This window comes from Alteromonas sp. KUL150, from assembly GCF_009811475.1.
In the GTDB taxonomy this organism is placed as follows: Bacteria; Pseudomonadota; Gammaproteobacteria; order Enterobacterales; family Alteromonadaceae; genus Alteromonas; species Alteromonas gracilis.
On the sequence record NZ_BLIJ01000068.1, the window covers coordinates 13,289 to 26,546 of the forward strand.

The 13,258-nt window shown below is 44.1% G+C and carries 10 protein-coding genes; 3 read left to right on the forward strand and 7 right to left on the reverse strand.

What is annotated here, in order from left to right:
• Positions 1-197 precede the first annotated feature (197 nt).
• Together GVO62_RS16015 and hldE are read right to left on the reverse strand one after the other, a co-directional pair.
• Positions 198-1,262, reverse strand: coding sequence for an XrtA/PEP-CTERM system-associated ATPase (locus GVO62_RS16015; RefSeq protein WP_159120098.1), 1,065 nt, complete (start codon positions 1,260-1,262; stop codon positions 198-200).
• A gap of 149 nt (positions 1,263-1,411) precedes the next feature.
• Positions 1,412-2,842, reverse strand: a complete 1,431-nt coding sequence (hldE, locus tag GVO62_RS16020; protein ID WP_159120099.1) for a bifunctional D-glycero-beta-D-manno-heptose-7-phosphate kinase/D-glycero-beta-D-manno-heptose 1-phosphate adenylyltransferase HldE — start codon at positions 2,840-2,842, stop codon at positions 1,412-1,414.
• Between the two features lie 31 nt (positions 2,843-2,873).
• Here hldE and GVO62_RS16025 point away from each other — a divergent pair, with 31 nt between their 5' ends.
• Positions 2,874-3,221, forward strand: coding sequence for a GIY-YIG nuclease family protein (locus GVO62_RS16025; RefSeq protein ID WP_105931577.1), 348 nt, complete (start codon positions 2,874-2,876; stop codon positions 3,219-3,221).
• A gap of 88 nt (positions 3,222-3,309) precedes the next feature.
• Here the strand turns inward: GVO62_RS16025 and GVO62_RS16030 are convergent, their stop codons facing one another.
• Entirely contained in the window at positions 3,310-4,215 is a 906-nt protein-coding gene (locus GVO62_RS16030) for a DUF350 domain-containing protein (RefSeq protein ID WP_159120100.1), read from the reverse strand.
• A gap of 288 nt (positions 4,216-4,503) precedes the next feature.
• Between GVO62_RS16030 and glnE the strand changes: the two genes are divergently transcribed.
• Positions 4,504-7,527 (forward strand): bifunctional [glutamate--ammonia ligase]-adenylyl-L-tyrosine phosphorylase/[glutamate--ammonia-ligase] adenylyltransferase, encoded by a 3,024-nt coding sequence (glnE, locus tag GVO62_RS16035; protein ID WP_159120101.1) that lies wholly within the window; start codon positions 4,504-4,506, stop codon positions 7,525-7,527.
• 169 nt (positions 7,528-7,696) lie between these two features.
• On the opposite strand, the gene GVO62_RS16040 is transcribed toward glnE, so the two are convergent.
• From GVO62_RS16040 to GVO62_RS16055, 4 genes are all read right to left on the reverse strand, one after another.
• Complete coding sequence (locus tag GVO62_RS16040) at positions 7,697-8,314, reverse strand: TcpQ domain-containing protein (protein ID WP_105931574.1); 618 nt, start codon at positions 8,312-8,314, stop codon at positions 7,697-7,699.
• Between the two features lie 183 nt (positions 8,315-8,497).
• On the reverse strand, positions 8,498-9,433 hold the full coding sequence (lpxL, locus tag GVO62_RS16045) for an LpxL/LpxP family Kdo(2)-lipid IV(A) lauroyl/palmitoleoyl acyltransferase (protein ID WP_159120102.1): 936 nt from the start codon (positions 9,431-9,433) through the stop codon (positions 8,498-8,500).
• 161 nt (positions 9,434-9,594) lie between these two features.
• Complete coding sequence (locus tag GVO62_RS16050; protein WP_105931572.1) at positions 9,595-9,852, reverse strand: DUF3081 family protein; 258 nt, start codon at positions 9,850-9,852, stop codon at positions 9,595-9,597.
• 220 nt (positions 9,853-10,072) lie between these two features.
• Positions 10,073-10,633, reverse strand: a complete 561-nt coding sequence (locus GVO62_RS16055) for an outer membrane beta-barrel protein (protein ID WP_159120103.1) — start codon at positions 10,631-10,633, stop codon at positions 10,073-10,075.
• A gap of 315 nt (positions 10,634-10,948) precedes the next feature.
• Here GVO62_RS16055 and GVO62_RS16060 point away from each other — a divergent pair, with 315 nt between their 5' ends.
• Positions 10,949-13,198, forward strand: coding sequence for an acyl-CoA dehydrogenase (locus GVO62_RS16060; RefSeq protein ID WP_159120104.1), 2,250 nt, complete (start codon positions 10,949-10,951; stop codon positions 13,196-13,198).
• Positions 13,199-13,258 lie beyond the last annotated feature (60 nt).

Below are 13,258 nucleotides of genomic sequence, written 5' to 3' on the forward strand. Positions count from 1 at the left end.
TTCGAAGCGTCGCTCAACGCTAAAACAACTTCAATTTTGTATGCATAGGGGAGCCCTAGAGGGCATTGGCTGATAGAATGTGCTGCAAGAAACGCCCTACTTAGGGCGTTTGTTAAATGGCTTGGCTGAACATGATTAGCGTTTGAAATCATTTACGAAGGTTTGTAACAAATACTCTTTAGTAACTATGCTAACCCTCACTCTCGCTTATCATCACTCTTCAACCGCACATAGGTCTTAAACTTTTTCTTCATAAGTTTATCAACGTATTGCGTCATTTTCACTTTCTGTGAAATAGCGTCATCTAATGCGTCTACTAGCTCTGCCAGCATATCCAAATAGTACTTGGTATCGCGTATAACATTTCCCTTAGGGGTCATGATAGTTTGACTTTCTGGGTGGTCAGCAAAGCCCATATGTTCGGTCACTTCCGCGCCCGTTTTATCAGGCTCAAACATCTCAGCTTTTACTTCTTCAATTACTTCGTTTACCGCATTAGCATCAAAGCTTTCAAGCTCTTCCAGAAAACCGTAGAGCATTACCCTATCCATAAGGGTGTTAATTTTACGTGGAATACCGCGAGAGAACATGTGAATGCGCTCTAACGCTTCATCGCTAAATAATGCAGAGCCGTTCCAACCGGCATGGTGTAGGCGATACTCGATATACTCTTTGCACTCTTCTAACGATAGCGGTGCCAAATGACAAGATGCCACTATACGCTGCCTAAACTGTTCCATGTTCGGCGCACGCAAAATTGGCTGCAACTCTTCCTGACCGAGTAAGAAACTTTGAATTAGCGGCTTGCCGTTTAGCTGGAAGTTACTCAGCATTCTTAGTTCTTCAATGCTTTCCAGAGGAAGGTTCTGCGCTTCATCCACTAAAAGCAAAGCGCGACGTCCCGCTCTATTTAGGTCATACAAGAATATTTCAAGAGCCTTGAGAATGTCCGCTTTCGAACGCCCTTCCGTAGGAACATCAAATTTAGACGCTACCATCTTTACCAGCTCATCTGGCGACAGCTTTGGCGTTACAATTTGGGCCGCGGCTATATCGTCTTCAATTTCTTCAAGCAGACTGTTGGCAACGGTCGTTTTTCCCGTGCCTATTCCACCGGTAATCACAATAAACCCTTCAGCTTGAGACAGGCCATACTGCAAATAAGACATAGCTCGCTTGTGCCATTTACTCGCGAAGAAAAATTGAGGGTCGGGGGTTAACTGAAACGGTTTCGAGTTAAGTCCGTAGTAACTTTCGTACATGCAATTTACCGTTATTCCATTAAAGAATGTGCGTTCAAAAAAAACGTAATAGTTTTGGTGCTAGACGCGGCGCGTAACTTTTGATTATATGGTAACCAACAACGCGCCATTCTCGAAGTGTTATCTCTTTATTTGTTAAACCTTGAATGCTATCGCAGCTTATTTTGCGTGATGCGTTCTATAATACCCGTGGTAGACACACCATCTTCAAAGGTAAGCACCTTAACTTCACCGCCATTAGCCACAACTTCTTTGCCACCCGCAATGTCTTCAACCTTGTAGTCACCGCCTTTAACGAGCACATCGGGTAACAATCGGGCGATAACGCGCTGTGGCGTATCTTCTTCAAAAGGTACAACCCAGTCGACAGCGCTTAGGCCTGCTAGTACTGCCATACGTCGGCTTACGTTATTTACCGGGCGGCCAGGTCCCTTTAATTTAGTGACAGACGCATCGGTATTGACCGCTACAATTAATCGGTCGCCAAGCTGCGCAGCCTCTTCTAAATAGGCAACGTGGCCAGAGTGCAGAATATCAAAACAGCCGTTTGTCATTACCACTTTCTCGCCTCGTGATTTCGCTGCTTTTAGCGCAATCTCCAGCTGGTCTTCTGTCATTACACCGCCGTCCAGATGAACTGACTGTTCGCCTAACGCTAATGCTAGCTCGGTGTTAGTGACGGTAGAGGTACCTAACTTTCCAACCACGACACTTGCGGCTAAGTTAGCAAGCACACAAGCAGCTTGAAGTGGCAAGTTACAAGCCAAGGCAACAGCGAGCGTTGAGACAACTGTATCCCCTGCCCCAGTTACGTCGTACACCTCTTTCGCTTTTGCCGGTAAATGAAACTCGGTGTTGTCGCCGTCAAACAACGTCATACCATCTTCCGAGCGAGTTACCAAAAGCGCGCTTAAATTCAATGTTTCTTTTAATGATTGTGCTTTTTCCACTAGCACCTGTTCACTGCCTATCTCGCCGACAATGCCGCGAAGCTCGTCCATATTTGGGGTAACTAGCGCAGCACCAGCGTATTTTCCAAAGTCACTGCCTTTAGGGTCGACTACCACACGTTTATTTTTGCTGCGTGCCTTTTCAATAAGCTTGGCGGGGTTGCTCAAACACCCTTTAGCATAATCGCTCAAAATGACGATATCAGCTTCGTCTAGCGCTTTATCAAAAGCCAATTCCAATTCTGATTTATCAGCGTGTTCAAAGCTTTTTTCAAAATCCAAACGCAGAAGCTGTTGATTTCTGCTCATAACGCGAAGCTTGGTGATGGTATCGAAACCCTCTACCTCAAAAAACTGACACTGTATGTTGTGAGTTTCTAAACGCTCTCTGAGAATATTCGCATTTTCGTCTTTACCGCACATGCCCAGCAAAGTTACTTCAGCCCCAAGAGTTGCCACGTTTACTGCAACGTTTGCAGCACCACCAGCTCGGTCTTCAGAACTATTAACGTTCACCACTGGCACTGGTGCTTCGGGAGATATACGCCCTGTACCACCGCTCCAATAGCGGTCTAACATTAGGTCGCCAACAATAAGCACTTTCGCTTTGCTAAAATCTGGTAATATCATGCTGAGAATAACTTTGTAGATTTTAAAAACATTGGCACAGAGTATAACAGCCAAGAACGGCAATACCCACCAAGGATGTACAAATAACCCGTGGTATCTTTACCTTATAGAGAACAAGCTAGGGCAAATTTATACGGGGATCACGACCGACCCCAAGCGACGCATCGCACAACACAGGGGCGAACTTAAAGGTGGCGCCAAGGCGCTTAAAGGTAAGTCGCCGCTGAGCTTTAAAGCGGTATTTGAAGTAGCAGATAAAATACATGCAGCCCAGCTTGAATATGCCGTGAAGCAAATGAGCCGCCCACAAAAAGACGGCATTATCAAAAAAGGGCAGCTCAACGATTTAGCGTGCGTAAAGGCAAAGTTCGAAGATTGAAATGTGCCGTCAAGTTGAGCCCTACACGTTCTGAGTTGTTTAAAAACGATACGCGCACAACTCTGGCCGATGAGAACTTAAAAGCCTTCTACCCGCCTAAAACACCGTTTATGATCATGGCGTTACCAATACTTAGCGTGAAACCAAGCGCAGCCACACCCACATTGTGCTGATGGTCCACCTCTTGCCGGATATTCATGCCAAAAAGAATTATTTTCTTACTCGCCAGTACCAGCAAATGAAGTGCTATCGCTAGCCCTACACTTACAATCAACCAGCCTGTTACATTGCTCACATAACCCGATGGATTGTAAATAAGCAGGTTCTTTGCTGCCGACACTATCATAGCAGTACCAAGAAGGTTGCCGCTATGCTCGATAGCGAGTGCTAACTGCCCTTTTTCAAGCGCGCCTTGAAACGAGTCATTTTGATTATCGCGGGCATACCTGAATTCTAAAATTCGCGTCATCACCAGCAGCATGGTAAGCACCACGGTAAAACCAGTAACAATCGCAATCAGTGCATTCATATCACTGCCATCAACCCAAATCATAATATTGCGCAACACAATGGCACTTGCCACCAAGCTCGCCGCATCAACGAGTGCTACACTTACACTTCGTTCGGCAATCATTGCATGGGTGTCTACCTTATTAAGCACCAGCTTGTCGTGAGCAAAGCGCCCGAATTTTACGAGTATGATCCCCACTATACCGAACGTAACCATACCTATTGCAGCTTCCTGGTATCCCATACCAATATGACGCCCAACCACTGAACTTAACACAATACATAAAGACAGCATGCCACCCGCGATACTGATACCGAAAGCAAAGTTATCTTTAACGCCTAACTCTTCTGTGACTGAATATTTTCTAAATGCACCAGTTAACCACTTCATGATCATTAGAAGTACTAACGCTATCGCCACATCCATGGCCAAATAAATGAGTAGCTCTTGTGTCAGGGGTACTAGTTTTACTAAGGCTTCCACGTTATCTTTGCTCCTTGTACATAGAAGGTTCTATATTTATGTATTCAATTAGTGTTGTAAAAACAATAACATCTAAATGAGCCACTTCCATCTATTACAAACTTGTACAATGATGGGAAAGAACTTGTTCAGATTTATTTTAATGGGGACTTGGTTGAATCAGGTGTTGACGCTAGCAACTTCAATTACGCCCAAGCCTTTAATACTTGCGCTATCGAATGAGTTTCAACACCAAAACGCGAGCTTTTTTCTAAAGACCGGAATATTATCAATAAAGATGCGAGCATTATGCCAACAGATAAAGAAAATAGCATGACAAACGTAGAACAAGCAGAGAAATTCTGGCAGCAATTGTTAACAGCACCATCGTTAACGGCAGATGATAAAAAACTTGCAGCACAATACAGTGAATTATTAAAACTCGCGTTTTCTCGCTCTGCATTTTTGGCAGAAACGCTTATCCAGAAACCAAGCTTCTTATCACATGTCATTGGTTTCCAATCCCTAAAACCCAAAACACCTCAAAAAAACCAAACACAAAATACAAGTGAACAAGATGACGCGCTGCCAGTAGACCTTAATGAAGTGCAGCAAAACGCTCCGCCAAAACCTTATGTAGATAGCGATGCACAACATATCTCATCTGAATATGAATCGGTGTTGAAAGGCAAACTCTCCGATGTTTCAAACGAAGACGATTTGCTCAACGTGCTTCGCGAGTATCGCAACCAAGAAATGGCGCGTATTACGTTTCTCGATACGTTAAATAAACAGACTATTGAAAGTTCGCTAATACAAGTCTCAGCATTGGCTGATGTGTTGATCACCCAAGCATACCTGTGGATTTATCACCATTTAGCCATTCGCTATGGAAAGCCACAAAGCGGTAACCAAGATATGCACATGTATATCTTGGGCATGGGTAAATTAGGCGGGAAGGAGCTGAACTTTTCTTCTGATATCGACCTAATTTTTGCTTATCCTGAGAAAGGTGAAACGCAAGGCGGCCGTAAGAGCTTAGAGAACCAGCAATTTTTTACCAAGGTTGCGCAGAAACTTATCCAGGCGCTCAATAAGGTAACCAACGACGGTCAAGTATACCGTGTGGACATGCGCCTTCGCCCCTTTGGTGATTCCGGCCCGCTGGTTATGCACTTTGCTGCTTTTGAAGATTACTATCAAGATCAAGGCCGTCACTGGGAACGTTTTGCCATGGTGAAAGCACGAATTATCAACGATGACAATTCACAAAACGCAGTGTGGCTGCAAAGTATTCTTCACCCTTTCACTTTCAGACGCTACCTTGATTTCACTACGCTTGACGCGCTTCGCAACATGAAGAAGTTGATTGCCACCGAAATTCGTCGCCGCCGTTTAAATAACAACATTAAGCTAGGTGCAGGTGGTATCAGAGAAGTTGAGTTTTTCGCGCAAAGCTTTCAGCTTATTCACGGTGGAAGAGAACCTGCCCTACAGAGTAAATCACTGCTTCGCACTTTAACTGCCTTAAGTGAACTCGGCATTGTAGAAAGTAACGTTACCGAACAGTTGAAACACGATTATCTTTTTTTGAGAAAAGTGGAGCATACACTTCAGCAAAGCCAGGACCGTCAAACTCAAACCTTACCAGAAGCACCATGGCAGCAGAGCGCCCTTACCGAGGTAATGGGATATAATACATACGCTGAATTTCTTAAGCAGCTCGACGCTACTATGGCACGTATACATGGCCACTTTAATGAGCTGGTGGAAGAATCTCACGAAACCCACTCAGATGAAGACCAGTTATTTACCGCCTGCCAAGACGCCTGGCGCCTTCCTCTACAAGAAGACGAGTTTGCAGAGACGTTTAGCGATTATTTATCGGCGGCGGACAGCAGCGGTATTTACATCGCGCTTAAGACCTTTAAAGACAAGCAGCGAAACTATCGTATAGGTCAAAAAGGGGAAGATACGTTAAACAAATTGCTTCCTGAGATTCTATACGTACTTATTAATCAACACCCGAATCATGCAGCGCAAGTTCTCAACCGGTTACTGGGCGTTATTGAAGCTATCACTGGGCGCACAACCTACCTCGACCTTCTTCTCGAAAATCCTGATGTGCTTAAACAACTGGTTAAACTATGTGAGCGCAGTGACTGGATTGCGCAAGAAATTAAACGTTTTCCGCTGCTGCTAGATGAATTACTTACCCCTCTATATTTAGGGCAACAGAATACCGACATTCATACCAGTAAGAAGGAATATCAGCTTGAGCTTCGAGAGACCATGCTCCGCATAGAGCAAGACGATGTGGAAATGCTAATGGACGGTCTTCGCCAGTTTAAGCTCTGTCAACAGCTTCGCATTGCAGCCAGCGACATTAGCGACTCGCTCCCTATAAATAATGTAAGTGATAAGCTTACCGTTTTAGCCGAAGTTATCCTTGAGCACGCCGTAAATGCAGCTTGGATGCAGATGCGTGAGCGCTACGGCGTTCCTTCACATTTGGAAGGTAACGAGAAAGGCTTTGCTGTTATAGGATATGGCAAGCTCGGCGGTTATGAATTGGGCTATGGTTCTGACTTAGACTTGGTGTTTTTGCATAACGCACCTCGTGGTATCAGTACCGACGGTAAAAAATCTCTGGAAGCTCAGCAGTTTTATATAAAGCTAGCTCAACGCATTATGCACCTGCTCAACACAAAGACATTATTTGGGCAGCTTTATGAAACCGATTTACGCTTGCGACCATCTGGAAATGCAGGGCTGCTTTGCTGTCATGTTGACGGATTTGAAAAATATCAGACAGAAGAAGCATGGACTTGGGAGCACCAAGCATTGGTTCGCGCTCGCGCTATTTGCGGTGACGTTGAACTATTAGAAGATTTCAATCGCGTAAGAAGCACGATATTAACCCAAAAAAGAGACAAACAAGCGCTGGCGACAGATGTGTGTAAGATGCGCCTAAAAATGCGTGAACATTTACTTGCTAAAAACAACGAAAAAGTTGACTTAAAACAGTGCGTAGGCGGAATTACTGACATCGAATTTATGGCGCAATACTTCGTACTTGCGAATGCGCAGTCGGTGGAAAGTATGACAACGTATCCAGATAATCTGCGTATTTTTGATAGCGCAGTCCAAGGCAATATTATTTCTGCTGAGACTGCTACGAAGCTGCAACGGGCGTACTTAAAACTGCGGGAGCAATATCATCACCTCACGCTTGCAGATACAAAATATGCAGACCAAAGCGAAGAGTTAGACGCAATACGCGAGGAAGTAACACGCCATTGGGACAACCTTTTCGGCAAATGCAGTGAGTAAGTCAGTGAATAAAAGGTTTGGCGACTAACCGGTATTGTAAGAGCGGCGTTTATTAAGCTACGTTATAAACGCCGAATCAATTGACCCTAGATCACTTCTACAGGTCCTAGCTCAAGAGCGGTTAAGGTTAGAGTAACTATACGTCGTATTAACCTCTTACCCTAGAATCTTAGGCCCTCAGCAGTCGACAATTCTTAGAAAGAAAATCCGTTTCTTCTGCAGTAACAACCAGAGAGCGCTGTTCAGCACATAAGTAAGCTTTCACTTCGCCTTCAAAGCTACTGTCGATAGCACTAGCGATTTTTGCTAACGAGCCGGAAACCGTATTATCGAGCTGAAACTGATATTTAATAACAAAATCTTGCTCTAAATTCCAAATTACCTGCATGCCTTCAGCCTGGGCATATTGGGAAATAGCTTCGCGTAGAGTATTGCCTTCTCTAAACGCACGATTTTTGTATTCGCCTGTCCAGTTTTTCTCCACCGGACGGGTTTGACTAGACATTTTGGCTAACTTGCTATCTAAATTCGCATCCACACCGGCGATATCAATAACGAAATCGCCCTGCTCTTCTTCTTTAGGATCGGTGGCAGACATACGAAAATCGCGATAGAACTCGCTTAGCCCTTTTGACACAGATTTCTCTTCTTTCTGCGAAGCGGGCGCCGGCGCTTGTTCATTCGTTTGTAAAATGTATATAAGAACACCTGCAGCAATAACGAGGACCACCGCAATACCGATTTGTTTAGCCCAAAATGACGAGCTTGAATAACTTGTTTGTCCCATAACCTACCAATCTGTTCCCGCAAAGCCCTCTAGCGCATTAGAACATGCGCATAAACTCACACCTTCTTATTATTAGTTTAGTCTACCAACAACGAGTAATCCCATTATCCTATTTATCTATTTTTACCAGCTTTTGTTAACCTTTGAGCGCTCGGGGCGCGTCAACGTTCGCTTTCAAACAATCTACAGTGATTTATACAGAGATTCAGGATTATTTTCGGGCCTAGTTTTAAAACGCTTATGCATCCAAAGGTAACTCTCTGGCTGCTCTTTTACTGCGGCGTCAACGTGCTGGTTAAGCAAGGTTAATGCTTCTGTATCATTCATCTCACCCAGTTGAGATAGCGGTGGATAAATTTTTATTTTATAGCCGCGCTTGGTGTATTGAGACGTTATGATCATAGGCTCTGAATGACTGCGCCTAATAAACATAAGCGTTGCTGTGGTGGTTGCCGTGTCTTTTACCCCACCAAAAGGCACAAAAATGCTTTGTTTTGGGCCGTAGTCTTGGTCCGGCAGGTATAAACACAGTTCTTTATCGTCCAGTGCTGCAAGCAGAGCTTTCGCATTGCGTTTATCAATCATGTATTTGTTCGAACGGTTCCGCCCGTGATACTGAAGATAATCAACCAGAGGATTATTGTGTTTACGATAAAACGCGATACTCGGGTGAAAAAAACCAATGCCCCGACAAGCAAACTCCAAGTTCATGTTGTGAAGCGCCATGCCAAAAACCCCTTTCCCATTGGCAAAGGCAGCTTCTACGTGTTCGGTTCCTTCTATTTCGATTGCGCGCTTTACGCGCCAGCTCGGCCACCACCATCCCATGGCCGTTTCGAATAAAGCCATACCGGTACGACGAATATTTTCTCTGTATAGCTTTTCAACTTCACGTTCAGACAATGACGGGTTCCAAAGGGCAAGATTTCGTTTCGCAACTTTGGCGCGTTTAGGCACGATTAACGCAATAAGCCTACCCGTAACACCGCCAATAACGCGGATGACAGGAAGCGGTAACCACGTTATCGCATATAAAATGAATACGCCTAGCCACACAGGCCAAAACTTTGGACCTAAAAATGCCAGTTTGAACTTAGGTGCTTTGATTGCCGCCGCCAATGTTTATTTTCCTTGAAATGAATTGGTCGGCATTGTAGCAGAAGGTTTTTTCCGGGGCTAATAACGGTATACAGCCAGTGAAGGCAATATGAAAGGGCAGTCTGAGAATATAATGGCGATGCACTGGTCATCGCCTTTATTTACTGTTCGGCTGTATGCACTTAATACTCTTTATCGATTTCTTTCAGCTTTTTCTCAAATGACTCATATTGGTCTTTTGAGTCATAGTCGAAGTGATACTGGTTATGAAAACCAAACTGCAACTTAACATGCACGTCTTCGATATAAAGCGTGTAGCCATCGTGGTCTGTAAAAGCAGTAATACCGTTGAGCTTATACTGCTCATTTTCTTTAGCGCCGTGTTGACGAATTTTATCGAAAACCTGAAGTAAGAACTTGCTGTCTAATTCGTTTTTCATTGTAAATCCATAGTGGTGAATTTACTTGTTTTTACACGAGCTAGCGGTTTTTGGATTTGTCTGATTATTACAGTCACCGAAACAGCAATCACTCTCTGGGAGAGTAAACGTTAATTTAACGGTTATTTATCCCTCAATTTACCTTAGAGGTCGTGTTGAAACACAGACGACAGCAAGTTCTTATTAAGCATGTATTCTAGAATAGTAGATGTGACAGTATTTAAAAATTATATCTAAATCCTAGGTTTACTATGTGCGCTGAGAAATCATCTTTTCCGCCAAAATAGGTATACTCGACGCGAACCATAGATTGAAGTCCAACATAATAATCAAACCCTAACCCAGCCAGACCAGCAACAATACTGTCGTCGTACCCACAAATAACGTCGTCTGCACCACAGGCCGAACCATTTATCGAAACATGTTCTATATCTATGTTTGCCACACCTAACTTGTAATAAAGTTCACCCTTTTGGCTACTAGCTTTGCCTAACAAAGCAACGTAAGGGCCTCTGCTAGATATCGATTGCTCGTCGTTATCAGCATCAATTAAAGAGATATACCCACCTTCTATATACCATTGACGGTGGAAGCGATAGCCTATAGCAGCTGAATAGCTAATGTCTGCTTCATTGTCTATTTCTGTATCAACGTTTCCGTACCCAATGTTCGCCACAGCGTAACCCGTAACGTCTGCACTCGCTAAATTCGAATACATTAAGGCTGCAATTGCTGCGCTTCCAAAAAAGAGTTTAACGAATGGTTGTGAAAATCTGCGCATTTTTATGACATCTCCTTGTTAAAGTGGGCTAACTATAAAAGACAATGCACTGAAATAAAATGCGCAACAGCAACTAAAATAGGCGTGCAAGGCTACCGACGTTAGTGAAAACACAGATGCCAACATTGCCATGCGCTCATTTTTTAAACATTAAAAACACGCAATGTTAATAGATTTTACATCTCATTCGTAAAAAAGACGTCTCAAAATTACGCCAAAACATTGAAATTTAGATGTTTTTAACAATATTTGATCTTTTTCAAATAAGGTGTAGTATAAAATCATACAACTGGTCAGATGAGCGGATGAGTTACTATGAGTATCAGAACTAGCTTAAAAAAAGTTTTACCCCCAATTTCAGTTACAGAACAAGAAGCCCTAGATGCGGGTGATGTTTGGATTGAATCGTCTATCTATCAAGGCAAGCCTGACATGCAGGCATTGCGCGACATTCCTCAGGCTAAACTGAGTGCTGAAGAGCAAGCGTTTATGGATGGGCCAGTAGCAGAGCTATTGGCTATGATTGACGACTTCGACTTAGGCAACGGTAAGCACATCCCTCAGGAAATGTTAGATTTCTTGGGCAAAAACCGTTTCTTCTCTATGATCATTCCAAAGAAATTTGGTGGTCTTGAATTTAGCCCATATGCAAACTCGACTATTGTTGCAACAATTGCAGCGAAAAGTGGTGCGATTGCTGTAACTGTTATGGTTCCTAACTCGTTAGGCCCTGGCGAGTTACTCATGCATTACGGTACTAGCGAGCAACAAGATTATTGGCTACCTCGCTTGGCTGACGGCCGCGATATCCCTTGTTTCGCGCTTACTAGCCCAGAGGCAGGTTCAGATGCAGGTGCAATCCCTGACGCAGCGATCGTTACCAAAGGCGAGTACAACGGTGAAGAAGTGCTTGGTCTACGCGTAAGCTGGGACAAGCGTTACATTACACTTGCACCAATTGCGACAGTACTTGGTCTTGCATTTAAAGTATTCGATCCAGACCAACTACTTGGCGACAAGTTAGAACTAGGTATTACTTGTGCCTTGTTACCTAAGTCACACCCTGGCGTTGAGCTTGGAAATCGTCACGACCCAATGGGCGTGCGTTTCTATAACGGTACTACCCGTGGCCAAGACGTATTTATCCCAATGGACTTCATCATTGGTGGCCAAAAGAACATCGGTCGCGGCTGGCAGATGCTTGTTAGCTGTCTAGGTGCGGGACGTGGTATCTCACTTCCAGCTATGGGTGTTGCGACAGCACAATCTGCGTTTAAAGGTACGGTTGAGTATTCATTTGTTCGGGAGCAATTTGGTCTTCCAATTGGTCGCTTCGAAGGTATTCAAGAGAAAATGGCAGACATCGCTGGAAAGACGTTCTTACTAGAAGCGATGCGCGTATTAACTACCGAAGGTTTAGGTTTAGGTGTTAAGCCATCAGTAGTAACAGCTATTGCTAAGTATCACATGACCGAGCTAGGCCGTGATGTAATGAACTCTGCTATGGATATCCAAGCGGGTAAAGCAATTCAGCGCGGACCTCAGAATACACTTGCGGGTGGTTATGCTGCACTTCCTATTGCAATTACGGTAGAAGGTGCAAACATCCTTACTCGTAACCTGATGATTTTCGGTCAAGGTGCAATGCGTTGCCACCCTTACCTTAAAGATATGGTTGACTTAATTCACAGCAACGAAAGTTCAGCGGATGCAGAATTCAACAAAGTTCTTCGTAAGACTGTGGGCTTCAGCGTTAAAAATGCATTCCGCAGCTTGGGTAAAGGCTACCTTCCTTTCCTACGTGAAAGTGAGTCTGCACTACCTGAAGTACGTAAATATGAGAAGCGTGTTAACAGCATCTCTGCAAAACTAGCGCCGCTTGCCGACCTTTCACTTGCGGTTCTGGGTGGAGACCTGAAGAAGGCCGAACTTCTTTCAGCGCGCCTTGGCGACGTAATGAGCTACCTATATGGCGCAATGGCAGCAATTCGTTTCTACGAGCAGCGCATTGAAGACAGAAAACTAGCTCTACCGTATTTCGAGTACGCGATGCAGTGGTCTTTACAGCAAGCGGATCAGGCAATTGTCAACTTTATTAACAATTTCCCGAACACTGCTACACGCGGTCTGATGCGCCTGCTTACTAATACCTACACAAACAGTGTCGCAGGTATTAGTGACGACTTGGTGCGCGAGCTTTCAATTGCGTCAATGCAGGATAATAGCGTTAAAGAGCAGCTTACCCATCTTGTACGTGTTATCCCTGGTGATGGCAACGACATCAACGAGCAAGCATTTAAAGCTAAGCACGCTGTTGCACACCTGTTAGGCAAAGTGCAAAAAGCACTGCGCAAGGAGCCTGTAGTGCCGTTTATTTCTTTTGAGCATGCACTTAACAAGCTACAAGAAAAAGGCGTAGTAACAGCTGACGAAGCAGCGAAGCTTCATGATTACAATGAGAAGCGCAAGTTAGCAGTTCGTGTAGACGAATACACATTCGATTTAGAATTGCTACCAGCTTCACAAACGCTAAAAGCGATTGACGGTGGTCAAAACGCCGCATAAGTATTGAGTTTTTTAGCTTACTAAATTAAAGCCCTGTCAGTCGATGGGGCTTTTTTGTGT

Bases quoted from the DNA above. Each gene is read 5' to 3' on its own strand.
- hldE (WP_159120099.1), bottom strand. From the start codon at position 2,842: ATGATATTACCAGATTTTAGCAAAGCGAAAGTGCTTATTGTTGGCGAC.
- GVO62_RS16050 (WP_105931572.1), bottom strand. From the start codon at position 9,852: ATGAAAAACGAATTAGACAGCAAGTTCTTACTTCAGGTTTTCGATAAA.
- GVO62_RS16060 (WP_159120104.1), top strand. From the start codon at position 10,949: ATGAGTATCAGAACTAGCTTAAAAAAAGTTTTACCCCCAATTTCAGTT.
- GVO62_RS16015 (WP_159120098.1), bottom strand. From the start codon at position 1,262: ATGTACGAAAGTTACTACGGACTTAACTCGAAACCGTTTCAGTTAACC.
- glnE (WP_159120101.1), top strand. From the start codon at position 4,504: ATGCCAACAGATAAAGAAAATAGCATGACAAACGTAGAACAAGCAGAG.
- GVO62_RS16040 (WP_105931574.1), bottom strand. From the start codon at position 8,314: ATGGGACAAACAAGTTATTCAAGCTCGTCATTTTGGGCTAAACAAATC.
- GVO62_RS16055 (WP_159120103.1), bottom strand. From the start codon at position 10,633: ATGCGCAGATTTTCACAACCATTCGTTAAACTCTTTTTTGGAAGCGCA.